The organism is Sporomusa acidovorans (genome assembly GCF_900101845.1).
Classification (GTDB): domain Bacteria; phylum Bacillota; class Negativicutes; order Sporomusales; family Sporomusaceae; genus Sporomusa; species Sporomusa acidovorans.
The window spans coordinates 75,368-100,321 of sequence record NZ_FNAM01000004.1; the positions used below are offsets into that span (position 1 = coordinate 75,368).

A 24,954-nucleotide genomic window follows, 5' to 3' on the forward strand; every position below is an offset into this window, starting at 1 on the left:
AAACTTATCGATGTGCTCTATAGGTATTTTGAGGGATGTTAAAATTGTTATTAAATAAAAAACCCACTATAATAAAAAACAAAATTCCATTCTTCCCAACAAAAGGCATATTAAAAATAGCCATTCCAAAATATGCACAAAACATTCCATAACCAAATAATTGAATATTTTTATTCAAATTAGAAAACTTTTTAAGTATTAGCATTAAAAAACAAATAAAGAGCATCAAGCCAAATAAACCATATGCAAGATGATAAGCTAAAAAATTGTTATGAGGACCAACATATCCTATATATTGGCTTGCTGACGGAGCGACTGTTCCTGGTCCAATACCAATATAATTATTTTTAGATAGTTCCCAAGCAAATTTCCAATGAACATTCTCTCTTTCCTCAAAAGCCGCGTCATTTCCAAAATTAAAGGTTATAACATTAACTATACGTTGAAACGCAATACCGGTAATCTCATCTTCGTATAAATTAGAATAAAAATAAAATATACTAACAAATATAAATAAAATAAATACAATTAATTTCCCCATTCTTTTAAGATCAATTGAAAAACTAGGTACTTTCCAAATAAACGCCCATATAAATAACATTATTATGGGGGATCTTTCAAGTGCTAATAAAAGAAATATTAATGATAATATAATATTAATTTTAAAAACATTTCTATTATGAATGTACTGATTGTATAGCATTAATAATAATATTATTGAAATAATAAAGACTTGATATTCTACAAAAGCATTCATAACCCCAAAAAAGCGTAATAACCCCCCCTGAAACAAATTTCCATTGTCACCTGATTCGAGAAAATCAATTATTATTTTATAATCCCAAGGTAGCCATACTTCAAGGTTATTAGTATAAAATGCTATTTCTTGTATAATGCCATAAGTTACAAAAAATAAAAATAATTTATTAAATAAATTCACTATATCAATTTTATACTTGCCCATACTTTCGCCAATTAGTAAACACAATATAGGAAAACAAAAATCTTTTAATGATAGTAAATTTGTAATAAAATCACTACGAAAATCAATAATACTATAAGTAAAGAAAAATAAGCATAAACTATATAAGAGTAATTTTAAATATGATATTTTATGGTTATTCATAACATTAATACAAACTGCAATAAGCCCAATTACATATAATAAAATATTAAATATTGACAAATCAAGAATTCGAGAAAATATATTTGAATATAATAATAAAAAAGTAAAAATTATCAAATTATATTTTTCAATATTTGTAAGACTAATTTTTAAACAACTCATTTAATATCCCAACTTTACTATTCCAATTATGTTTAGATGCATAATCAATATATTTTAAATGACTTATATTTTCTAAATTCAATTTTTTAAATATATCCATAAATTCTTTACTATTTCGATATAAATATGCAGGTGTCTCAGCCAACTCCAATTCTTTCCACCTCGCTGATACTACAGGTAACCCAGCCGCCATATATTCGTACAACTTCAATGGATTAATATTGTTTATCAACTGAGGATAATCCTTAACATTAAAGGGAATTATACCTACATCCGCATTATGCAAATAAGTTGGAAGTTCTTTATACAATCGTTTTCCTAATAAGTGTATGTTTGACCTAGACCTCAAACGCTCTTTAGCCATTCTTTCCGGCCCAATAAAGACAAAAGAAATATGCGGCAATTGTTGCGCTACTATATTAATTAAATCATAATCAAACCAAACATCCATTGCTCCTATATAAACAGCAATAGGTCTGTTAATTGTTTTATATTCATTAGGTAAAGTACGATCCCCATTAACAAAGTGATCGAAGTTCACACCATTTGGTAAATAAAGCGTTTCTTTAGGTTCAAGATTGTCAACATAATTTTTAAGACCGCGTGCAGTATAAGCTACTATATCAACATGTCGTCCAAGCCATTTTTCCATTTTAATCATTGATTGCGTAAATTTATTAAATTGATGATTATTATCTGCAATTCTAAGCAATGAATACTTATGTGGTAAAACATCTACCCAAAAAGCCTGATTCACACTATCAAAATATAATAGGTCTACCTTTCCAAACCCAGCTTGTTTAATTTTTTTAATAATATTTGGCCAAGATACATAACGCCAATATTTTTGAACTAAATCATTACGTAATAATAATTTATTATGTGGCGTTATCATTGCACTAGGCACATATGCCCAGACTCGTCCGTTTAGATCTTTGATACCACCCAGTTGATGAATTAATATCCGTTCTCTCAATTCAGAGGTTAAACCGTTCACTAAATGTAACGGTGAAATAGGATCTGATACAAAGGCTACATCCCACCCTAAATCAACAAATCCTCTAGCAATATGGTGACTGCCAACTTGAAATGGCGATGTCCAATAATTAGCACAAGCCATTAACACCTTTTTTCTTCGCATTTTCCATACCCTCTTGAAAATGATTTTTTCCCAATCTGTATCTTTTCATTTACATTGAAGTCATAACAATAAACATGATTCCCCTGTAGTTTTATCACTCTATAAACAGGCTTGCCAAAACCACTATGCATGCCAACAAATCCGTCTATCCCCAAATATTTAGTCTCAGCTTTTGCTTTATTAAATAGTTGAAAAAGGCCTCTTTGACCAGCAATCCAATCATTTTGCTCCTTGTCTTTATCCAGGGGTGTAAAATGTACACCAGTCGATCTAAATTTATTTCTTTTTGCCGGTAAAGGCGTATACAGATATGTCCCCGGGTCGGAAATTATATCTCCACCATCGATAGTAAGTTCTATGCTCAATTGATCATTATGAGCATGTCCACCTAGACCGTTTTGGCCGATGCTGCCACATCTTACAGCTAAATATAGCAACGGTGATTGGTAAATATATAGTCCAAAATCGGGATAAGAGTATATTGCTAACCCATCAGTTAACTCCTTTTCCTTATTGTTTGACGTAAATTCATATGTTACAGGCTTGCCAAATTCTTTATTCAACATAGCTAGCCAATCACAGATGTCTCCAGATGACAAATTATTAATTTTTCTTCCTTGAGCTCTTGGCCTTCTTAGCTGTTCTTTTTGCCGATAAGAGCTAATGGTTTTACCTTTCAGCCATGCCTTTATCAGAGCAACTTCCGGATTGTCCGGTTCAACGTATGCTAAGAAATCCTGCCTGTTAAACAAAACGCCGGCCACTCCTAAAATATGGCGATGATCTAATACATTTTCATCCCAATACTCTGCATCAAGTGGCAATTCACTATATCCTTCTAAGTTTTCGTATATATTTATCGTTTCAGCAACTGTCCGTTTTAGATAACTGGGCCATATTTTGAAAAAACGGCCGCTATCATTGTCTCCGATTTGCGGGGCGTCACCGCTAGGCTTTAACATGTGCAGAGTAAATTCACAGGCTCTTTCTAACAGCTCCCAAAACCAATCCGGCAATAATTGTGTAGTGTTGATGTTATATTCTTGTTCACAAGGACGCTTGAGGTTTGGTTTTACTCTGTGAAGTTTAAAATCATAATTCATTAATGCACGCTTTTTTTCTGCAGGTAATGTAAGACATAAGATAGCACAATACAACATTATTTCTGTCGACAATCGGTGGTAGTTGGTTGATGCCTCGAAATTGCTGCCGTCGGGATTAAATTCAAAATCCATCTCGCTAATTAGTTCTTGAACAGCAAAAGACAACCAAACATCCGTCTCACTATTGCTTTCTAAATGACTTGCCGCAAATAACAACCCTGCAATATCGGACAGGTAATGATTATTTCTGTATTTAGGATGATACTCCAAGTTTTCATAGCAATGCCTGCCATGTTCATAGACAGACCGGGCAAATACCGCTTCAAATTCATCATCAAACTCGGTGCCAAATGCTTTAAACAGATCATAGGTTACTAACCAATTAGCTACCCGTATGCCTACATCCATGGTGCAACGCCAATTAACGCCAAATCGGGGGGGATTTTCGACAACAAAATCCAATATTTGGTTGCGAAACTCCCTGGCATATTTTTCTTTATCTTCAGCTATAAATCCATATGTCCAAGCAAGTATAGGCAAGTGCTGCATACGTGCTAATTCCCAAGGAACCTTAATATCGACCCCCGGCTTATGCCCGTATTTTATTTCCATATACCATGTCTTCTCCGACCAGCGATAGCCGGACTTAAAGTCCAGCTGCCAGTCAATCGGAATATACTTTTTATCTATTAAAATCCTTATAGCTTCTGACTCCCTGCGATTTGCGCGGTTTATCATATTGCCTTCATATCCGTTTACTGTTAAATCTTCATACCTGTACCCCTCTAAACCCAAGCAATCCATGCCTTTCTTTACTTGAACCCAACCTGAGCCCAAAAGATCAAAATAGTGGGTAACATATAAATTAGATATATACTCTACATTATCAGGTGTATATGGTAAATGAATTAAACTCCCTATACAAGAAAATTCTAATTTTATTTTTTTATTGCTATATGTTGGACCAAACAGATCTTTGCTAAAACGCATCCTATAGTTCAGCCTAATTTTACTTTTTAAAATTATTTCTTTAAAAGTATAGTTCCTGATTTTTTTTAAATAGTATAGCATATTTAGCCCACACTTTACTTGAGAAATCTGAAATACTTGGACAAAGCAAATTTAGTCACAGCTATTTGTAATATAAAAATAAATATCGCTGTAAAGAACTGAGCATAAGCAACACCAATGACTCCATAATTTTGTAACAATAAATAGGACAAAAACAGACCAATGGGTGTAGAAATAAAAACTACTCCAATATTGTATTTTATCAAGCCTAGCCCAACTAAACAAACTCCTGTTACAGCATAAGAAGAATAGACAATATATTTCAAGAGTAATATTTTTAAATACAAAAAAGTAATTATATAATTATATCCATAAAAAAAAGGAATAAAATAATAGCAAAAAATATAAATTCCTAATGCCACTAATATGGCTAATACTACCATACGAAGTTGATTTTTGATCAATTGGCTATAAACCCATCTTTTGTCTCGATTATGCTCGCTAAAATACGGTGCTACAATAGATTGCACTGTCCCTGTAACCTGCATAGCTCCGATCAAAAAAATAGAAGCCAACGAGTAAAAGCCTATTTGTTCCTTGTCAGGACAAAAATGGTCTAAAATAAAAATATCCCCATATTGCCCGATTAAAGAGACGATATTTCCTAACATGCTAAACACTGCAATAGATAAAAAACTTCTCGGTACAAAAGATTTATAAAAAATAAATGAAAAACCGATTTCTCGAAAAACAGGTATCATGCCAATAAAATAAGCAAATACCGTAGAAGCAATAAAGCCTTTAATCCCCCAGAAATATGTACTGCCAACAATAATCAGAAAGGATTGCAGCTTAATTATGCTTTGGGCTTTTGCCATTTTCCTCACTTGTTTCACGGCCTGTAAGTAGATCATTCCGAGATTAGTCATTACTGAAAATGGCAACAATAATCCATAAATTAAAATCCAACTGCCAATTTGGCTCGTTGATAAAATAATTTTATAAGAATCAAATAAAAACCATAATAAGTAGCCACATAAAGTTGTAACTAAAGAACATTTTACTGAATAATTAAATATCCCCCATCGTTGTTCTTGTGAAATATTCTCTGCGCAATATTTTAATACTGAAGTATTAAATCCAAAACCGGCTAATATAACAAAAAGCGCAATATAAGATTGCAAAATTTTTATTTGGCCAATTTCAGTAGGAGATATTAATTTAGCAATAAAAACAACTGTACCAAAACCAAGAAACTGAGTAAGTAAATTCGCAGATAAAAGATGAAAAAAACTCTTATTTTGTAGTAAATGAAGCAACCTTGTTATTTTTTGAGTATTTTGCATTTTTCCCTTTAGGTTATTGTTTAACATAATAACAATACATGTGGTCAAAAACCGCGTATTTATTAAGTTTTGTGTATGCATCAACATACCACATTAACTTTCCTGCAATTTTCTCTAATATTGGAATTCCTTGTAAAGGATTAAACATTCCTCCTGATGTGAATTTTCTTTGTTGTAAGCTAAAACCAAATTTATTAAAGAACTTGTCTAAATATTCTTCAGAATAAAAATTCACATGTTCCGGAGGCGAATACATATGCCATCTAATATTCAATTTGTCTAATAAATTTACTTTTAAACAATCATAAAATGGAACCATTATTACTAATATACCATTGGGGGATACTAAATTATTTAATTTTTCCATAAAAGGTGTAGGATTATTTAAATGTTCTAAAATAGCGTAACAAGTGACAATATCAAACTTTTCCTCAAAAGAAATATTTTCAATAAAATCATTAATAATAATTATGCCTCTGTTTTGAGCAATATGGGCAAAATCTTTGGCAATCTCCACTCCTACTCTTTTTATACCTTGGGGCCAATGAAGTAAAAAATCTCCATTTCTACAGCCAATATCTAAAATTGATCGTGGATCTTTCTGTAAGTACTGTTTAATTGTTTTTACCTCATGCATCCAATATTTTGAATAAGTAAATTGTTCATCCAAATAATTCTTATTTTTACTTCGTTCATTATAAAAATCATTTAGATTAATAGAATGCTCATCAGGATCGAACATTTTTGATTGGCAATCACTGCATCCATATAATGTATAAGATAAATCACTGCATAAATTCCAAGGACTTTTAATCTTTTTTATTGCCATTATTTTTTTTGATCCACAAAGTCTACAATTATTTAACATTCTTTCTCCTAATCAATGCTTAATTATTTCTTTTAGCATACCCACACCAATTATCAAGCAATACCATTTCCTTGTCTTTGAAATGCTTTTAATCAAAATTAGACTCAGCAATGTTTTTTATAGTATCTTCCCATATGATCGTTGGTTTCCATTTTAATAACTTTATTGCTTTATCAATATTGGCTTCTTGCCATATTGTCAGGTTAGACCTATTGGATCCACAACTATCTTCCGTATAACATATTTTGGTCTGGCTGGCACATATGATATCATTAACTAACTTGCGTGTAAGCTTAGCCGCTCCACTACCAACGTTAATGATTTCACCACTAATATTTTTTATATTATCAATAGCACAAATTATAGCTTTTACAACATCTCTAATATCAATATAATCGCGATATGTAGCTAAATTTCCAAATTGAATTATTTCTTTACCTTCGCTAATAGATTTACATAGCTTTCCAACAATAGTATTTTGATTCATATTTGATCCTATGGGATTAAAAAGTCGTAGTACAACTCCGTCTATTATTTTTTTTCGTGACATTTCTTGAACAAACAGGCTAGCTTGTAATTTACTTTCTCCATAAGCATTTTGGGGAATTGTAGAAAACTGTTCATCAACCTTCTGTAGATATGGAATAGGCGCATATTCAGCCGCAGAACCGATTTGAATAAACCCGCAGTTCACGTCAGCTTGACATAAAACAGCAATTAATAGTTTGGTAGCATTAAAATTACTTGCAAGAGCTAATGATTTGTCATTCGTTAGCACACCTGCACAATGAATAATTATATCCGGCTTATGCTTCATAATAAACTGACTGATTTGCTTAATGTTTTTCTCAGTAAGCATAGCATCTAACCCGTCAGTTAATTTTATATTGTTAACTTTAAGATCTATACCATATATTAAGTCTTCAGAATAAGCTTTTGTTAAAGCATTTATAACATGTGTCCCAATAAAACCGGAACATCCTGTGACTAGAATATTGTGCATCATTATTCAACCACCTAAGTTTATTAAAAAGACCGGTTTTCAATATCCGTATTAGCCTGCTCATAATCATCCGGCCGGCCAATATCTAACCAATAACCATCAAATAAGTAACTATTAATCTTCTTCTTGCTTTTTAACATATCCAGCACTAAATTATCTAATCCATATGCCTCATAATAAGGCACCTGATCTAACACTGAACGGCTAAAAACATACACACCCATACTGACACTAAAATGGTACTTTGGTTTTTCCCTAAAGCCGATTATTTCTTTTTTTTGTTCATTAATATCCAATACTCCAAAATCTATTTTTGCTTCTCTTTTATATGTGGCAATGGTCAAGTCAGCTCCTGAATTCAAATGGGACTGAAACAAATCTGTATAGTTAATATCGGTTAATATATCGCCGTTCATAACTAAAAAGTTTTCCGGTAAACCTTCGATTAGTTTAATAGGAGCAACTGTGCTCAACGGCTTATCTTCAAACGAATAAGATATGTCAATTCCATACTTTTCCCCGTTTCCAAAAAAAGCCATAATAATATCAGCCATATGATTGACTGCTATGGTAATTTTGGTCACTCCCGCCTTTTTTAGTTGATTAATCACAATATCAAGTATCGGCTTTTCACCTACCGGCACTAACGGCTTAGGCAGTGTAACCGTATACGGCTTTAGCCTGGTCCCCTTACCCCCTGCCAAAATCACAGCTTCCATGATAGGGCCTCCCCTTAATAAATTTCACGCTTTTCTTCGACTATCAACGCTCGCAACGAACATATATATTTATCTATATTAAATCATTTTGCATATGCTTTATTGTATCAACAGACTACTTATATGTTATAAATATCAGCTTTATACTGTTTTAAGTTTGTTGGGTTGGTAAACCATGCTATAGTTTCTTGTATACCTCTCTTAAATCCATCTTTACCAGCATATTGCGGCTTCCATCCAGTCAAATTGAATGCTTTTGCATTATCAGCCCATAATCTCTCTACTTCGCTTTTATCTGGTCGCACACGCATATCATCGGAAATAATATTAACTTTTGTTTTCATCGCTTCAGCAATGACTTCTACCGTTTCACCAATAGATATTTCATAGTTACTGCCAATATTAATAACTTCCCCTACTGATTGCTCAGAAGCAGCAACAGCCAAAAAACCACTGACTGTATCTTTTATATAATTAAAATCACGAGTGGGATGTAAGGCTCCTAATTTTATATTGTTAATGCCATTGGCAATTTGCGTAATAATAGTGGGAATAACTGCTCTAGCCGATTGTCTTGGCCCATAAGTATTGAACGGCCTAATAATCGCCACCGGCGTACGGAAAGAACGAAAAAATGCCATTGCCATTTGATCTGCGCCAATTTTGGTAGCCGAATACGGAGATTGCCCCTGCAATGGATGATTCTCATCAATCGGAACATATTTTGCTGTTCCATAGACTTCACTGGTGGAAGTATGGACTATTTTCTCAACTTCCAATTCTCTGGCTGCCTGCAAAATATTTAATGTTCCTTTGATATTTGTATCCACGTAACTATCGGGAGAATGATAAGAATAGGGAATTGCAATTAAAGCCGCAAGGTGCAAAACAATATCACAACCTTGCATGGCAGTTTTCACCCCATGCGGGTCCCGTATATCACCGGCAAAAATATCCAGGGAATCTTTAATACTCTTTTCACTATAATCCAGCCAACCCCAGGAGTTAAATGAATTATAAAATACAAAAGCACGAACCTCATGACCTTGCCGTACTAACTCTTCTGTCAAATGAGAACCAATAAACCCATCAGCACCTGTTACCAAAATTTTTTTATTCTTCAACATGATAAATCTCCTTAAATAAACGATTTGTAAATCTTTTTGTTTTCATTTTTTCTATTTTTTGTTTACAAGTTAATAAATTTGCTCTTTCCAATATAACTTGCTCGATTTTTTTTTCTAATGATTTAACATCCCGATTTTTAAATAAAATCGTTCCCTTCGGCCTATCAATACAATCACTAGCAATTACAGGAGTCTCAAACCACAAAGATTCATTAATTGAAAGTGCATTACCATCCGTATTTGTTAAGCGTAAAAATACATCAGACAATAGATATATAGGCCAAACCTCCGTTAAATCTTCATATATTAAATAAAAATTCTCCACAAGATTATTTTTTTCAATTTTTTCAACAAAATCATCATGTAAGTTCTGTGCTATCACTCCATTGATGCTCACAAGTACTAGTATCTTATATTTGACTGCTAATTCTTTTACTACTTCTACTAATAAATCAAATCCATATAAATCTTCTTGATTGTAATAAGTAAACCAGCCTACCATACTAATGATTGCATCATAATTATCAGTATTCAATACATGATTATCGCAAAATTCCGTAAAAATAGCTTCACTATAAAGGGGAGGTATAAACGCATCTATCATAGTTACCGACTTGGCGTGATTTTTCTTTGCTATCTGCATAATCTCATAGTTATCAGCTAAAATATGGACATGTTTTATGACTTTCTGCATTAGTATTCCTTTAATTCCACCAGCATTTAATGCATTTTTTAAGGAAGCACCATGTATATGTAAATATACATTCTTCCCCATTAATCCCAATATCCCTAAAATAATTCTAATACGCAAATCTGGAGAATGGTGATGGATCAGCTTGTAAGGAGATAAAAATAAACGCAATAAAGAATACATTTTCGTTATTTTGCTATAAAATAAATAAAAATTTCCATGATATCCACTATTTTTTGTCTCATTATAAAAATCATAATATCTTATTTCCGAACTCTCTAACTGCGCTAATACCCGCTGAATATGAACAGATATCCCGCCATAAGGCGGAGGATATGGGCCAATAATAGCGATTTTTTTCTTGTTCTTCAAAATTTGCACCACACATTTAGGTAGATTCCCGTTTATTTTTGATGGGCTTCCGATATTATCCATTTGAATTTACAGGCATCAGTTAATGTAATTTCAACTACTTCCTCAAAAAATATGTCAATCGACTCGCCAAGCATAGTTTTAAATCCTATAGTTAATTGATTTTTGTCAATCTTTAGCTTTTCTCTGTCATAGCTGTTTTGTATCGTATAACGGAGAATGATATTTTTGTTTATTATTTGGAAAACTTGAACTTCTTTCATTACATTTAAATTTTTAAATGGGAAGGTAACTACAGCCGGAGGGATCAATTCACTTTTTTCATCTATCAAGTAATCTTCCAAGCGACCGCCGATCTGCTTAATAACAGGTGTATAACCCCGCCCACATTGCGGACATACTTCTTCCGTCCAATCTAATACAAGATCATTCATTCTATATCTTATAAATGGTGTAGTTTTATTTAAAAAGCCTGTACCAATAAGTTCATTATTTAGTCCTTTTTCAACATACCCATATAAAGGCAAAAAATGGTAACTCCGATTTGTTTCACACCAAGCGCCGAGTGCCACTTGCTCCGAATTACCATAATGTGCTATTATCTTTTCTGGGTTAAGATAATCTTCGATCTCTTTTATTTGCCATTCATACATATTTTCTGACGCTAACAGTACACCCTTAATTGGCGAAATCAACTTTAATGAGCTTTCATTAAGCAATTTTGCAAACTTGGCTATAGCACTCGGATAGCCATGAAAATACGCTATTTCTTTTTCGTTGATATAGTTGACCATTTGTTCCATATTATCATTCATATTTACAATAGAAAATCTGGTCAAATTTAAATCCGGATATTCTGCAATAGGCTCAATTTGGAAGCCGCGCATCTCGATTCGATAAAAATCCGGCGTAAAATTCGCTCGACTCCATTGGTGATATATAGCAGCCAGTTCTTTTTCACGGCTCTCTCTGTCTCCATAAAATTGAAATGGTGCGCCGCTTGTCCCACTTGTGGTAATTTTATACATGTCAGGGACTTTAATTGTTAAACCGCCGGCATTTTTCAGCAGCGATTTATCAACTATCGGAATTTGACTTCTAAAATCTTCAAATGATTGTATTTGACTTATTTTAACCCCATATTTATCATATAGATTTCGATAAAACTTACTGTTTAAATATGCGTGTTTTAGTGTGTTCTTCAATAACTCAAACTGCAGTTCTTGTATATATTGTGGTTCGTAATACTGGGTTTCATTTAACAATGCATAATAATCCCAAAAATGGCTTGACAATCTTTTGGTTAACGGTCGTATATTTCTTAAGTTCCGTGCGGTATTCTCAATATAGCGGTTTTTCTTTACAAATTTTTTAAGCATACTCAACATAAAAGAACTCCCTGCACTAGAAAATTTTTTCCACCTCAAATGCGATTTCCATAGCTTGCACTTGCTGCCACAAAGGTATAGGCCATTCTCCACCTTTTAATATACATTGAGCAAAAGCTTCAATTTCTTCTTTTTGTCCCTTTTCGCTATTCTTAGTCTGAATCTCTTTTGTCTTAATACCATAAGTAGTTAACTTCTTGTAATCTTCTACTACAAAAACTTTCCCATCACAATATATTTCCATATGTTCTTTAGGGTAGTCCTTCGCACCCAGAGCTGTATATGTCAACGTTGCTACAGAGCCATCCTCATAAGATACAGTTGCAACAAAGTTATCGTTAGGACTGTAATAGCCTGTCGCAGGCATTAAGGTTTGTGCCTGAACTTTTAATACCTTACTATTCGTCAAGAAATTAAACAGATCATAGATGTGGCAAGCCTCGCCAATATTGCGGCCGCCGCCTTCTTCGGTATGCACCCAATTATCTAACGGGATATAGCCGGCATTCATTCGATAGTTAATCATCAGGGGATTCGTACGTTTTGATATATTGTCATAAATTGCTTTCGCATATTTTGAGTGGCGACGGTTAAAACCCGTTAATAATACAGGGGCATTATCACTTTTTTCTTGCTCGTAAAAAGCTTTTACATGTATCAATTCCCGCTCATTTAGGGCTAATGGTTTTTCCACCAATACGTGCTTGCCTGCTTCTAGTGCCTGGATTACCATATTCGCATGTAAATTGTGCCGGGCAGCAATTAATACCGCATCAATATCTTTATCCTCTAGTATTTCGTTATAACTAGTTGTCGCATAAGATGCCCCGAACTGCTTGGCTGTGCTCATAGCGTTATGACCGGTCCGGCTCATCACAGCTTGCAAATGATACAGATTAGACAGTTCCTTTATATTAGGCAAGTGCATTCCCTTGGCAAATCCACCGGCACCTGCTAAAGCAATCCTCACCTTGTCTTTGCCAGAAGCACAAGAAGATATCATGACTTTATTTAATGGGCTTGAATTCTCATCCTCCAGATATGACAGCAACACCATCAACGGTTTATCCTCACCATTGCTCAGCCTATTATAAGCCTCAGTGGCCTGTTCAACCGGATAAACAGCCTGTATCATTGAGCGGACTTGAATTTTATTTTCACTAAGCAGGCGAATATATTCTTCCAAATTACGGTTTTCAGTCCATCTAACATAAGCTGCCGGGTAATCCAATCCTTCTTCTTCATAATGATGATCATATCTGCCTGGCCCATAGGATGTCGATATGAAAAAATCAATTTCTTTTTGATAAAAATCCTCCCGGTTTAGATGTAACCCAACATCTCCTACCAGTACCACTCTGCCTTTGCGGCGACACATTTTAAAAGCCGTTGACACTACACTGTCGGAAGGGGTAGCTGCCGTGATGATTACTCCATCGGCACCTATTCCGGCAGTGATGCGGGCAACTTGCTCAACATCCAGTCCATCTTCAGGGTGAATGCCAAAACTAGCCCCATTCTTGAGAGCAATTTTGATTCTTTGGCGGTCTAAATCGCTGACAATCACCCGGCAGCCGTTAGCCTTAAGCATTTGAACCGTCAATTGCCCTAATATGCCGTTCCCGATTACTACGAAGGTTTCACCCAATGTCGGATTAGCCCGGCGAATTCCCTGCAGAGCAATCGCTCCGAGGGTGACTGTACTTGCTTCCTCCATCGGAACGTTATCAGGCATTTTAACAACAAGATTACGTGGCACATTGATATATTCTGCATGAAAAGCGCACTGTGAGCCTGCACACGCTACTCTATCACCAATTTTTATGTCATGTATACCGGAACCAATCCCGACTACTTTTCCTGCTGCGGAATATCCGGTAGGAACACCCGAATCCAGCTTTCCTTTCACCAGGCTTGTTGTTTTTGCTACGCCTTGGGTTTTCACCAAATTCAGTACCTTTTTTACGTTTTCAGGCTGGTTAAGCGCTCTTTTCCACAGAGGCACTCCGCTATTGCGTACGCCGCTCATCTCAGTACCAATCGATATGCAGGAGCGCTCTACTTTTACCAGTATCTGTCCCGCTTCTACCTGAGGAGATGGCACTTCCTCTACAATGGCCTGTCCCTTTTTTATAAGCACTTGCTTCAACGCCACATCCCCCTGGTGTCAATAACTATTTTTTCGTTCAGCATATTTCGATCAATAAGCTTAAACGCTTTATGATCCACCAATAATAATATGATATCCGCCTGTTGTACTGCCTGAGAAGTATCCGTATATATAATATCGGGATACTGTTGCAACGCAAGCGGCAATTGTTTTATATGCGGCTCAACAGCCAATATTTCACCAATTCTGTTTTTAGCTAGAGTTTTAACGATTTCTACTGACGGACTTTCCCGCAAATCGTCGATATCTGGTTTAAAAGCTAAACCTAGACAAGCAATAACCGGCTTTTTAAATCGTTCCGCCTTCTGAATAACCTTTTCTATAATATATTTAGGTTTATTATCATTGACGAGCCGGGCAGCATGTATTAATTTTGACTGTTCTGGAGCTGAATCCACAATAAACCATGGATCTACGGCAATACAATGGCCGCCAACTCCCGGACCAGGCTGCAATATATTTACGCGTGGATGCCGGTTCGCTAAGTCAATTAATTCCCAGACGCTAATTTCTAGTTTATCGCAAATAAGCGATAGTTCATTGGCAAAAGCAATATTCACATCGCGAAATGCATTTTCCGTTAACTTTGCCATTTCTGCGGTACGGCAATCGGTAAGAAAGATTTGACCGTGAACAAAGGTTTGATAAAAAGCTAGTGCCTTCTGGGCTGAAGAATTATCTAGACCGCCAATAATGCGATCATTCTCAATCAACTCGCGTAGAATGCATCCGGGTAACACCCTCTCCGGGCAGTGAGCAATAAATACTTGACCTTGATTTTTATCTTTTTCATAATCAATTTGTTTATAAAACGGAATAGAAAGATCAGGACGCTCATGCCGCAGCCATTGAGCAATTTTTTCAGTTGTTCCCACCGGACTAGTTGACTCTAAAACGATTAAATCGCCAGATTTTATATAGGGTGCAATTTCCCTGGTAGCTGCCTCGACATAGGATAAATCCGGCTTATGTTCATCTCGAAAAGGAGTTGGTACAGCTATAACAAAAACATCCGCTTCTTCCGGCTGTGTAGCTACCTGCAAATGTCCACTATTAACTGCAGATTTCACTAAAACATCCAAATCAGGTTCGTAAATATGCACTTTACCATTTTTAATACTATCTACTATCTCTTTTAAGCAATCCACACCATGTACTTGAAATCCCTTCGTAGCAAGTAAGCTGGCTGTAGGCAATCCAATATAGCCAAGTCCAACAACACATATTTTACCCATTAGTAAGCTCCCTTTCTCGTCACAACAACCTTGATTGTCTTAATCAACATCACAATATCATGCCACATTGACCAATTTCGAACATACCATTCGTCCATTCTTAACCGTCCGTTAAAATCAATCTCATTACGGCCGCTTATCTGCCATAGGCCAGTTATCCCCGGCACAGTCTGCAAAATCGCCGGAAGAAAATACCCCATTTTTTCTTTTTCCCGCGGTAAATAAGGCCGGGGTCCCACCAAGCTCATTTCACCCTTCAAGACATTAAAAATTTGTGGCAGCTCGTCAAGACTAAATTTACGCAACCATTTGCCCATATGTGTTACCCGTGGATCATAGCCCTTCAATTTTGCGAAATTATTCCATTCCTCTTCCGCTATGGAATTATGCGCAAAATACTTTAATAAGATATCATCAGAATTCTCATACATCGTACGAAATTTATAACACAAAAATTCCTGGCCGTTTTTCCCCAATCGCTTTGCAATATGCAATACCGGACCCGGTGAATCTATTTTTACGATAATGCTCAATATAATCAATACAGGTACTATAGTAATTAAAATTGGTATGCCAATAAGAAGATCAAAAATTCTTTTAAACATACGGTTGCGAGCCTCGGCAAGATTATTACAAACATTTAACATGACCATTCTCTCATTAAACGAGGTTTCCACTGTCATGTTGCTTAGTGGAACACCGAATAAATCAGGAACAATCGTCAAATTTCTGACATAGGGCTGAATGCGGCAAACTAAATTAAGTAACTGCTCGCGTTCTAATCCCGGTACAGCTATAACGGCATCTTGCACCCCAGTAGTCTGAATTACTTGTTCGACATCTGAAAATGAACCCAAATGTGGATATTCATCTAATAGAGGCCGGTCTTTATCTTCAATAAATCCAACTATTTTATACCCCATACCAGGTTCATCATTAAAAGTTTTTGCTAATAATTCCGCTGTTCTTCCGGCTCCAATAACAACTATCGATTTTTGCCACAGCCCAAATTTCAATAGTATCTTTTTCGTCACATGGCGAGTAATTGACAAATACAGAAAAGAAAAAATCCAACTAAATAAGATAAATAAACGGGATGTCTCTTTCGCCACTCCGGTAAAATAAAGAATACTAGCAGTCATCAATGTGGCAAACAAGGAACTCTTAAATATTATTTCTACACATTGCCAAAAAGGCAACCGTTTCGAATAAAGCCCTTCATATAGTAAGAAACCCAAGTACATGATCGGGATTAAAAAAAATATATAACTATCCGGTATATATGCATGCTGCAATTGTGGCATAATGCCAAGAAGAACCTTATCCCGCAGAAATAACGCTGACAGTAATGCAGCAACAACAGCTCCATAGTCCACACAAAACAACACTATCGGTGCAATCCATTTTCCTATTCGATTTGCGTTGGATAATGCAAATCGTTGCTCCAAAACAAGCGTCTCAGTCTCTGGGGGCATATCATCACTCACTCCTCTTATGTGATCGTTTTTGGGTATGATCACCGCTGCCATAATAATAGTAATAATATGCATGCTCTTCTTCAATCTCCACCCGGTTTAATACAACTCCCAGAATAGTCCCTTTTGCCTTTACTAATAATTCCTTTGCTCTCTGCAGCATTTCTGGGCGATTAATGCCGGAAGTCACAACAAGTACAATACCGTCAACCTTAGCAGCCAGCACGGATGCATCGGTAACAGCAACTGTAGGCGGCGCATCCAAAAACAGGATATCGGCTTTATCTCTCAGTTGGTTAATGATCTGCTGCATTTTAGAACTACCCAGCAATTCCGACGGATTCGGTGGAATAGGTCCGCTAGTAACTACTTGGAGATTGGGCACCTCAGTCTGCTGAATGATATTGTCGATTGGGATATCATCAACTAAAATATTCGTTAGGCCTTTATTTTTTACACCAAAAATTTTATGTACAACCGGCTTTCTAAGATCACAGTCCATGAGAATTACTTTTTTGCCTGACTGAGCAAAAGCCACGGCAAGATTGGCCATAGTTGTCGATTTTCCCTCGCCGGGACCGGCGCTTGTCATCATGACTGTTTTGATGACGCCGTCTGCTTTGGCAAATTGAATATTGGTCCGCAATGTCCGGAAAGCTTCCGCAATGGGAGATTTAGCCTGTTCGTGAACAATTAGCCTGCGAATATGTGCCATCGTTTACATCCCCCTTTGCCTATCTTTGTGGAATAGTCCAGTAAAATTTTTCCATTGACTGCCGGAACTCCTTTTTTCTTCTGCATCAAAATCCGGAATACTTCCCAATACCGGCAAATCAAGATATTGCCGGACATCGTCGGCCGTGCGTATCGATCTGTTCATATATTCCAGACCAAAAGCCAAGCCCGTTCCTACAAAGAGTCCTAAAATAGAGCCAATAATAATATTCAACATTTTTTTCGGCGACACCGGTTTTTCCGGTGCAATCGCTATGTCGATCACCTGCACATCGGTTGGTTGCATAACTTCACTGATACGGGCTTCTTCATAGCGTTTCGCCAGCATAATATAAATTTCCTGAGCAACATTCGCGTCACGCATCACTTTGACAAGCCCTTGCTCTTTGGCCGGCAATTGGACAATCTGTTGCTGGCCTGCCGCCATAATTTTGTCAATTGCTTGTTTGCGGGCGGTATAAACAGCAATTTCGGCTTCCGACTGCAGATTTTCCTGCAATAGTCCCTGGTGGACCGGGTTCACCGAGGGAGCTTCCGAATTAACTATTCGCGCTATTTCGGTGTTGAGTTTAGCTTTGGTTTCCGCAATAGCGGCTTGCAGCTCAATGATTTTAGGGTGTTTGCCGGTATACGTTTGCGACAAGCTGACAAGCTGTACTTCCAGGTCGGCCAATTTCCCTTTATATTGCTGAATCAAAGGGCTGTCGGCAATAAAACCTGCTTTTTCCTGCCTCAATTGCTGGCTCGTGCTGCTCATCTTAGCCTGAGCCGAAGCCAGAGCGACCTGATTATCGGCGGCAAGCTTATCCACATCAGAAAGTTTGTCTACCATCGCCTTGGCTTCATCGGAAGGAGATACTATTTTCTCTTGATATTTGTACTTCTGCAAGCGGTCCTCAGCCTGCTCGAGTTCCTGTTTTGACTCCCGCATCCTTTCGCCGATAAACCCCCGCACCGTTGACTGTTCGGAGCGGACTAAATCGGTCATCCTGTTAAGAAAGACTTGAACAAGGGTATTGGCTACGGTTTGCGCCTCTTCCTGCGATTTGGCCTTTACCTTGATATTCAGGATTTCGGTATCTTTCAGAGGCTGTGTAGTAATCCTTTTCAACATATCCTCATATGTAGGCGGCTCTTCTTTATCAGCCTGCGTTTTATCAATGACTTCCTGAACGACCGTCCGGCTTTTTATTATCTCGGCATAAGTAGACATAAGCTGCTTGGTACTCATCGGATTGCCTGTCGGCAAGTCGGCAAGCAAGGAATCCGCCAATCCCTTAGGCTGCTTAATTCTCAGCGTAGTCTCGGCTTCATAAGTAGGGGGTATCAAAAAGCTGACTATAAGGGTTGTTATCACGAACAGCAAGAACGTATTTAGGATTAGCTTACGCCGTTTTTTTAGAGTCTTGATAATATCTCGCAAATCTAAGGTTGTTTCCTCCACTGGTCAGCCTCCAAATTCTAATTAGATGATGCAGATGTTTAGTTGTCATCCTGCATCTCATGGATTTGATATGTCGCAGAAACCCACGGCAAAATGTCTTTGGCAAAATCAATACGGCCGTTATCGCTAAGGAAAACAACATCCCCATCGGCCAATTCCACGTTTTGCGACATATCGCCTTTTTCCAGCAACTGCAATAAGTTAACTTTCAGAGGTTTCCCCGTCTGGTCTTTACGAATGACAAAGACCTTTTTTTTAGCGGCATACTTCGTATAGCTGCCGGCAATACCTATGGCATCCAGCAGGTTGTGCTGCTTTTCCAGTTCATACATACCGGGTTTTGCTACCTCTCCCAGTACATAAACCCTGGTTGTCCGTAACTTGAGTATATTTATAGTTACAATCGGATCTTTTACAAAATTGCGCAGGCGCTGCGTTATTATTTGATTTAGCGCTACCGGGGACAGACCTGCGGCTTGTACTTCGCCGACCAGCGGAAAAGATATGCGCCCGTCCGGCCTAATCGGAACTTCTTTTATTTGCAATTCTTCATAGCCCCAAACGCTAATTTCAAGTACATCCCCCGGGGCAAGCTGATAATATTGCGCATAAACTGGAAATACACTAAAAACAATAAAAAAAAGCAACACTAATATTAAGACACCGGATTTGGTTTTCACTCATTAACCTCCAATTCTATTAAGTTTACGGATTATATTTCTCTATTTTTTTACAAAATCCTTTACCATAATTTCGAACATCTAAATAGTATTATTTCCCAGTAATTTAATCCAAAAAGCATAAAAACACCCCGACTTTTAAGTCGAGGATGCTCCTCTAGCTCTCTAGCTATTTGCTAAGCTTTATTTTCCACATTTCTTCGCAAATAGCAGGTAATATTTTAAATACTCTACAATCCGGTTAACCTTTTCGAGGGCAAGGTCATCTATTTTTGACCCATAAGCTACTTCTTGCACAATACTCTAAACTTGATATCTTCATGGTCTAGTAAGGTCAATTGAGCAATTACTTCTGTGTTTCCAGACAATTCCACTTATTTGCTGAGACTTTTGTCTCATTTTATATTATAACAGGGTTATTAACTTTTTACCAACATTTTCTTAATAAATTCTACAACCCAGTTACTTAACTGATAAACCGGGCAAGTAATTTTTTAAAAAAATTTGTTTTTTTCGATATGTTCCCTTCTTTTACTACAAACATTTCCACATCCCTGCTGTTAATGACATTCTCCGGATTGGTGGCGATAATGCACTTGGCTTTTTTTTCACCGGCAATAGATACCACCTTTTTTACGGCAGCAGTTAAATCAGGATTGCGGTGTCCGGCACTATGCGCATCTGAGCCAATACAATGAACCATATCTCTTTGGAGTAAAAGTTCGGCCAGGTTTTTGGCCCGCTCGCCCATTTTACCGATAAGACTAGTGCCGTTAATCTGTGTCATAATCCCCCTCTGTATCCATTCCACTAATAGTTCCGGATTTTTAGCGAGAATAGGATGACGTTCCGGATGAGCCAAAATCGGGGTAATTTCCCTAGTCTGAAGAGTAAAGAAAAAATCTTCGGTAAAACCGGGTATCTCCATGGCCGGCAATTCAACCAGCATATACCGGCCACCGTTCAGGCAATACGGCCCCGGTCCTTGAATAATATTCAAAATATCCTGGTGAATCGCTACTTCTGCACCCGGATAAGTGGGAATATCCAGCCCTGCTTTGGCACCCTCTTGCCTAAGCAATTCGCAACCTTCCAGAATCTGTTTCCAGGAAGGCAGCCACTCACCCTCAATAGCATGGGGAGTGGCAATAATACCTTTTGTGCCGTTTTGTTGGGCAATACGCAACATTTCCAGGGAAGTCTCCAGATTTTTCGCTCCGTCATCAATGTTTGGTATAATATGACAATGTAAATCCAGCATGAATAAGCTACTCCTTTAGACTAAATCGTAGTTATAACAACAAATTTAGTGTAGCTCGGACTTTTTCATTTGTCAAACGATATTCCTGTTACCTATCATAATTTTGCTTTACGGCATTTATTTGCAAAACTAACATGCTCCTCGAGTGCTTCAATAACATCTTTTTCTTCTTCTAGTGATAAATTTTCTAACTTAGCTGTCCCAATAACTTCTTGTACCATATCTTGAATTTGATAGCGCAAATACCCCAAATTTTCTAATTGAATAATCAACTCATTGATTCGGCCATGGTCATTCATATTAACCTCACCTTTCCCGCTTATATTTGGTCTAGGACTAAGTAATAATAAAAAAAGCCAGATTGCTGTTGATTGCAACCTGGCTGTCTTAGATTCTATCATATCGTTAGACCCATGGCTTTGCGTCCTTCCTTTTCAGAAAGTTTGCCGATTATATACTTTTTAGATAAATTTACAATTTTAGTATAATTTGGATTAATTTAATTGTCAATTATTTCTTGCTTTTGATTGTTGAATTTTTTGGGGGAGTGGCACTACATTTTGTTAAAACGGCACCGACAGTTTGATAGACTTGGCCAGGCGTAATGACATCCAAGCATATTTCATGCCGGGGGCACTCCCTCTTCCAGCAGTCCCGGCAGGCTCTGTCGGTCAGCAAAACCTGGTGGCCGGCTCCGGCTCCGTATGGCCCGTTGCGCAACGGATCGGTTGGACCAAACAGAGCAATCACCGGGGTATTAACTGCAACTGCTAGGTGCATCGGTCCGGTATCGCCGCCGATAAAACAAACAGCTTGTTTAATAACATGAGCCAGTTGCTTTAAGCCGGTTTTACCGGTTAAGTCGACCGGTGGAATACTTGCTGATTGACTGATATCTTCCGATAATCTTTGGTCGCCCCTGCCGCCGATTAATACCGGAATAATCTGATCCTGCCACAGCATGTTCGCCAACTCAGCAAAGTGGCTGACCGGCCAACACTTTGTCGGCCAATTTGTTCCCGGCGCCAAAACAACATAGCGGTTACCCTGACGCAGACCGGCATGAGTAGCAACGGCTTCAGCAGACATCGCTTCCTCGGCGGTAATCTGAATGGGAAAACGAACCGGCTGATTTACTTCACAGCCCAGCGCTCTGACCACATCAAGATACCTGTCCACAACATGGCCTGTTTGATTGGGTCCAAAAACTGGCCGACTCACCAAATGGCTCAGCTCGCGCATATTGCAGTAGCCAAGGCGGGTCGTTGCGCCGCTAAGATAGATGATGGCGGCACTTTTAAACAAACCCTGCAAATCAAGCGCCAGGTCAAATTTTTTAGCTTTGAGCTGCCTGGCCAATGCCCGTCCGTGTTTCAGCAAGCCGCCCAGTGATTTATACTTAGCCTTATCAAAAATAACAAGTTCATCAATATACGGATTATTGGTTAATAGGTCATAAGCTGGTTTCTCAACCACCCAGGTGATCTTCGCGGCAGGAAACTGTTGTTTTAAGGCCGTTGCCACCGGCAGTGCATGAATCACATCGCCGATCGCGCTCAGTTTGACAATAAGGATGTTGCTATAGCTCATTTTGTTTTTCCTCTTGTTTTAGAATCGCTTCCCTACATTTTCGCCAAATTACAAGGCAAAGTCAAGTGAAATTACAATTGTGAGTCACAGTTGTCGCATAAGGGAAGCCCGGCCCGCCCCTGGGTGATTTGTTCCCGCAAAGCAAGATATTTTGAGTTTTGCCATATAGCCGCGATTGACTCGCGGGTTAAATCACCCATGGTGATTTTGCCCAAAGCATCATTACAGCACTGGCTGATCTTGCCATCAGGACGAACAATCATCTGACGGAATGGCAATAAACAGCCAAAGGGCAAACTGGAGATTTCTTCGCTGGCCCGATTAGGTGCCTGGCCTCCTCTGGTACTGAGAACATCATGTATTTTTCGTAGACGAATTCGAACTTTGTCGTTATATACAGAATTGTTTTTGGCATGTTGGTAGATAGTTTCAATGGTGGGAATAAGCTGAAGATCATCATTATAGTTATCAATGACAATCCGGTCCAAATATTGTATAATAGCCTTGAATTTATCAAGTGTCAGCAACGTCCCGTTCGTAAATATCTTCAAACGGGCCTGGGGTACATATTCTTTCGTAAGCTTTGCAAAATCAATAATCCGGTTGTCAAGAAACGGTTCATTATTCGAATACAGATGCACCGTACCTGTGTAACGCAGTGCCTGTAACTGTTCTAAGATTGCTACAAACAACTCTTGATCCATTGCTTTATATTCACGGGTATCAGCATGCTTGTTAACCGGGCAAAATGAACAAGTATTGTTACACCGGTTCAATGTTTCGATTTCGATCACGGTAAAAAGGGGATAAACCCCGTTTTGGCGATATTGGTCACGGTATTTAGCAATGGCCGCCGTCACTTTCCGCCGGTATTTATTTTGTTTGTGCTTTTCCTTCAACTTATACAAAAACGGCAAATGTGTTTTGCAGTAATACTTGACAATATTTTCATAATTGATAATCATATTTTGGCTCCCTTGGATATATTTTGCAGTTATGACTATCTTTTTCGCGGAAACTCTTTGAAACTCCTTCATAAATTTTCAAGTATCGTATCCTTATACTATAAACAGTAGCGGTATCTTTATCATCTACCATGTTAATGCCCGGAGTGCAGGTAGTTAGGAAAGGCTAGCTGGTAAAGTTACTGATTCCGACGCAACAGAAATAAGGCGGTAAAAAAGAAACTGTCACCTCTAAAACTAGAAGGTGACAGTTTCTTTTTTATCCAATACCCGCCGCAACGCAGCTAAATTTTCTGGAAGCATGACACCGGCCTTTTCCATCATTCTGGCAAGGACAGCGTCGCACTGTTTTAGAGAACACAATTTAAATAATCCTATAGGCACAATATCCTGGGAAAACACATCGGCATACAGCAAGCCAGACGAGCAAATGCTTACTACGCACTTTAAATTATGATGTTTGGCATAAATTACTTCAATCGGATCATTAACCCGCACAACAGTCAATTCCGGGTATTCCCGGGCATAACTCTCCACCTTGCCGGCATCCTCACGCGGATGGGGTTTATATACCATGGTCATCCCCGCCGTACAGGCGAGCTGATAGACATTACCTATCAGCTTGCGCTCCTCTTCCGGGGACAAATCATTGCTTTCCACAAAAGTACTGCCTAAAAACAATAGGCAATTACTGTCCGACATGGCGGCGATACTCTGCATATCCTGCGTTAGCCTGCTCATCACCCGCTGTACGGCCGCCCGCTCAATCTGCACGGCAGCGGGCGAGGGTCTTTCCAGCAGTTCCGGCTTAAAGAGGTAATCGGCATTCGCCGCTCTGCCGTGACCTACCCCGCCGAAGTTGTGCTGCATTTGGCTGGAAATACCGCCAATATGGCGAAAAAATTTAATTCGGATATACTGCCACAGTTTGCTTAGCTCGCGCCTGTCCCGGTTGTGATAAGACCATATGCCGTCTTCCAGCCGGGCATACTGGGTACAGCCCAGCAGTTCAACCAAAATTTGGTTTTGAATGATCTTATCTGATCCTAAAAATACCTGAGTCACCGAACCGAAGGCAGTCAACCGTTCCCGCATTGCCCGCATTTGCCGGGGATAGTTCCATACATAGTCACGCCGCAGCCAGTAGTTAATCGAAACAATCTGTGACCAAATTGTTTGATCACTGGCCATTCTTTGTAAGGAGGTACTGGAATGCCAGAGCTTTTCCTGCCGGGGATTAATAAGCAACAATTGGTTGGTTGCCTCCGGAAAAAATTCACCGGCCAAAATATAGGCTGACAATAATTGCAGCGGGGTACCCACCACAAAAACATTGTTCATA

General features: G+C 38.0%; 21 protein-coding genes and 1 riboswitch. All 21 genes read right to left on the reverse strand.

The window, feature by feature from the left end; genetic code table 11:
- Nucleotides 1–4: 4 nt before the first annotated feature.
- Entirely contained in the window at nucleotides 5–940 is a 936-nt protein-coding gene (locus tag BLR65_RS04980) for an O-antigen ligase family protein (RefSeq protein WP_218130621.1), read from the reverse strand.
- 328 nt (nucleotides 941–1,268) lie between these two features.
- Nucleotides 1,269–2,429, reverse strand: a complete 1,161-nt coding sequence (locus tag BLR65_RS04985; protein WP_093793087.1) for a GumK N-terminal domain-containing glycosyltransferase — start codon at nucleotides 2,427–2,429, stop codon at nucleotides 1,269–1,271.
- On the reverse strand, nucleotides 2,408–4,522 hold the full coding sequence (locus tag BLR65_RS04990; RefSeq protein ID WP_169716877.1) for a heparinase II/III family protein: 2,115 nt from the start codon (nucleotides 4,520–4,522) through the stop codon (nucleotides 2,408–2,410). The genes BLR65_RS04985 and BLR65_RS04990 overlap by 22 nt, the downstream gene beginning before the upstream one ends.
- A 95-nt stretch (nucleotides 4,523–4,617) precedes the next feature.
- Entirely contained in the window at nucleotides 4,618–5,916 is a 1,299-nt protein-coding gene (locus BLR65_RS04995) for a lipopolysaccharide biosynthesis protein (protein WP_176772694.1), read from the reverse strand.
- Nucleotides 5,903–6,757, reverse strand: a complete 855-nt coding sequence (locus BLR65_RS05000; RefSeq protein WP_093793090.1) for a class I SAM-dependent methyltransferase — start codon at nucleotides 6,755–6,757, stop codon at nucleotides 5,903–5,905. The genes BLR65_RS04995 and BLR65_RS05000 overlap by 14 nt, the downstream gene beginning before the upstream one ends.
- Before the next feature lie 88 nt (nucleotides 6,758–6,845).
- Nucleotides 6,846–7,763 carry an NAD-dependent epimerase/dehydratase family protein gene (locus tag BLR65_RS05005; protein ID WP_093793091.1) on the reverse strand — a complete coding sequence of 306 codons (918 nt, stop codon included), beginning with the start codon at nucleotides 7,761–7,763 and terminating at the stop codon, nucleotides 6,846–6,848.
- Nucleotides 7,764–7,783: 20 nt separating this feature from the next.
- The gene (locus tag BLR65_RS05010; RefSeq protein ID WP_093793092.1) at nucleotides 7,784–8,479 is read right to left on the reverse strand and encodes a nucleotidyltransferase family protein; all 696 of its coding nucleotides are present in this window, start codon (nucleotides 8,477–8,479) and stop codon (nucleotides 7,784–7,786) included.
- Nucleotides 8,480–8,598: 119 nt separating this feature from the next.
- Nucleotides 8,599–9,606 (reverse strand): NAD-dependent 4,6-dehydratase LegB, encoded by a 1,008-nt coding sequence (locus BLR65_RS05015; RefSeq protein ID WP_093793093.1) that lies wholly within the window; start codon nucleotides 9,604–9,606, stop codon nucleotides 8,599–8,601.
- The gene (locus BLR65_RS05020; protein WP_143122506.1) at nucleotides 9,593–10,732 is read right to left on the reverse strand and encodes a glycosyltransferase family protein; all 1,140 of its coding nucleotides are present in this window, start codon (nucleotides 10,730–10,732) and stop codon (nucleotides 9,593–9,595) included. Before BLR65_RS05020 ends, BLR65_RS05015 begins: the two co-directional genes overlap by 14 nt.
- Nucleotides 10,702–12,057: a phenylacetate--CoA ligase family protein gene (locus tag BLR65_RS05025; protein ID WP_093793095.1), complete on the reverse strand. Its 1,356-nt coding sequence runs from the start codon at nucleotides 12,055–12,057 to the stop codon at nucleotides 10,702–10,704. Before BLR65_RS05025 ends, BLR65_RS05020 begins: the two co-directional genes overlap by 31 nt.
- A gap of 16 nt (nucleotides 12,058–12,073) precedes the next feature.
- Complete coding sequence (locus BLR65_RS05030; RefSeq protein WP_245692466.1) at nucleotides 12,074–14,197, reverse strand: bi-domain-containing oxidoreductase; 2,124 nt, start codon at nucleotides 14,195–14,197, stop codon at nucleotides 12,074–12,076.
- A 5-nt stretch (nucleotides 14,198–14,202) separates the two neighbouring features.
- The gene (wecC, locus tag BLR65_RS05035; RefSeq protein WP_093793097.1) at nucleotides 14,203–15,462 is read right to left on the reverse strand and encodes a UDP-N-acetyl-D-mannosamine dehydrogenase; all 1,260 of its coding nucleotides are present in this window, start codon (nucleotides 15,460–15,462) and stop codon (nucleotides 14,203–14,205) included.
- Nucleotides 15,462–16,949, reverse strand: a complete 1,488-nt coding sequence (gene wbaP / locus BLR65_RS05040; protein ID WP_245692444.1) for an undecaprenyl-phosphate galactose phosphotransferase WbaP — start codon at nucleotides 16,947–16,949, stop codon at nucleotides 15,462–15,464. Before wbaP ends, wecC begins: the two co-directional genes overlap by 1 nt.
- A complete protein-coding gene (locus BLR65_RS05045; protein WP_093793099.1) occupies nucleotides 16,942–17,652 on the reverse strand; it encodes a CpsD/CapB family tyrosine-protein kinase in 711 nt (236 codons plus the stop codon). Before BLR65_RS05045 ends, wbaP begins: the two co-directional genes overlap by 8 nt.
- A gap of 3 nt (nucleotides 17,653–17,655) precedes the next feature.
- Entirely contained in the window at nucleotides 17,656–19,116 is a 1,461-nt protein-coding gene (locus tag BLR65_RS05050) for a GumC family protein (RefSeq protein WP_093793100.1), read from the reverse strand.
- 38 nt (nucleotides 19,117–19,154) lie between these two features.
- Nucleotides 19,155–19,796, reverse strand: a complete 642-nt coding sequence (locus tag BLR65_RS05055; protein WP_093793101.1) for a polysaccharide biosynthesis/export family protein — start codon at nucleotides 19,794–19,796, stop codon at nucleotides 19,155–19,157.
- Between the two features lie 466 nt (nucleotides 19,797–20,262).
- Nucleotides 20,263–21,057: a tyrosine-protein phosphatase gene (locus BLR65_RS05060; protein ID WP_093793102.1), complete on the reverse strand. Its 795-nt coding sequence runs from the start codon at nucleotides 21,055–21,057 to the stop codon at nucleotides 20,263–20,265.
- Between the two features lie 95 nt (nucleotides 21,058–21,152).
- Nucleotides 21,153–21,458, reverse strand: a complete 306-nt coding sequence (locus tag BLR65_RS05065) for a hypothetical protein (RefSeq protein ID WP_169716875.1) — start codon at nucleotides 21,456–21,458, stop codon at nucleotides 21,153–21,155.
- Nucleotides 21,427–21,515, reverse strand: a riboswitch (cyclic di-GMP riboswitch). Its footprint overlaps the gene before it by 32 nt.
- Nucleotides 21,516–21,567: 52 nt before the next feature.
- Complete coding sequence (waaF, locus tag BLR65_RS05070; RefSeq protein ID WP_093793104.1) at nucleotides 21,568–22,647, reverse strand: lipopolysaccharide heptosyltransferase II; 1,080 nt, start codon at nucleotides 22,645–22,647, stop codon at nucleotides 21,568–21,570.
- Between the two features lie 71 nt (nucleotides 22,648–22,718).
- Nucleotides 22,719–23,612, reverse strand: a complete 894-nt coding sequence (locus tag BLR65_RS05075) for a radical SAM/SPASM domain-containing protein (protein ID WP_093793105.1) — start codon at nucleotides 23,610–23,612, stop codon at nucleotides 22,719–22,721.
- 237 nt (nucleotides 23,613–23,849) lie between these two features.
- Nucleotides 23,850–24,953, reverse strand: a complete 1,104-nt coding sequence (locus tag BLR65_RS05080) for a polysialyltransferase family glycosyltransferase (RefSeq protein ID WP_093793106.1) — start codon at nucleotides 24,951–24,953, stop codon at nucleotides 23,850–23,852.
- Nucleotide 24,954: the final 1 nt, after the last annotated feature.

Excerpts from the sequence above, each read along its gene's own strand:
- BLR65_RS05010 (WP_093793092.1), bottom strand. The coding sequence starts at position 8,479 with ATGGAAGCTGTGATTTTGGCAGGGGGTAAGGGGACCAGGCTAAAGCCG.
- BLR65_RS04990 (WP_169716877.1), bottom strand. The coding sequence starts at position 4,522 with ATGCGTTTTAGCAAAGATCTGTTTGGTCCAACATATAGCAATAAAAAA.
- BLR65_RS05000 (WP_093793090.1), bottom strand. The coding sequence starts at position 6,757 with ATGTTAAATAATTGTAGACTTTGTGGATCAAAAAAAATAATGGCAATA.
- BLR65_RS04995 (WP_176772694.1), bottom strand. The coding sequence starts at position 5,916 with ATGTTAAACAATAACCTAAAGGGAAAAATGCAAAATACTCAAAAAATA.
- BLR65_RS05080 (WP_093793106.1), bottom strand. The coding sequence starts at position 24,953 with ATGAACAATGTTTTTGTGGTGGGTACCCCGCTGCAATTATTGTCAGCC.
- BLR65_RS05065 (WP_169716875.1), bottom strand. The coding sequence starts at position 21,458 with ATGATAGAATCTAAGACAGCCAGGTTGCAATCAACAGCAATCTGGCTT.
- BLR65_RS05060 (WP_093793102.1), bottom strand. The coding sequence starts at position 21,057 with ATGCTGGATTTACATTGTCATATTATACCAAACATTGATGACGGAGCG.
- BLR65_RS05075 (WP_093793105.1), bottom strand. The coding sequence starts at position 23,612 with ATGATTATCAATTATGAAAATATTGTCAAGTATTACTGCAAAACACAT.
- wecC (WP_093793097.1), bottom strand. The coding sequence starts at position 15,462 with ATGGGTAAAATATGTGTTGTTGGACTTGGCTATATTGGATTGCCTACA.
- BLR65_RS05005 (WP_093793091.1), bottom strand. The coding sequence starts at position 7,763 with ATGATGCACAATATTCTAGTCACAGGATGTTCCGGTTTTATTGGGACA.
- BLR65_RS05015 (WP_093793093.1), bottom strand. The coding sequence starts at position 9,606 with ATGTTGAAGAATAAAAAAATTTTGGTAACAGGTGCTGATGGGTTTATT.
- BLR65_RS05020 (WP_143122506.1), bottom strand. The coding sequence starts at position 10,732 with ATGGATAATATCGGAAGCCCATCAAAAATAAACGGGAATCTACCTAAA.
- BLR65_RS05045 (WP_093793099.1), bottom strand. The coding sequence starts at position 17,652 with ATGGCACATATTCGCAGGCTAATTGTTCACGAACAGGCTAAATCTCCC.
- BLR65_RS05025 (WP_093793095.1), bottom strand. The coding sequence starts at position 12,057 with ATGTTGAGTATGCTTAAAAAATTTGTAAAGAAAAACCGCTATATTGAG.
- BLR65_RS04985 (WP_093793087.1), bottom strand. The coding sequence starts at position 2,429 with ATGCGAAGAAAAAAGGTGTTAATGGCTTGTGCTAATTATTGGACATCG.
- waaF (WP_093793104.1), bottom strand. The coding sequence starts at position 22,647 with ATGAGCTATAGCAACATCCTTATTGTCAAACTGAGCGCGATCGGCGAT.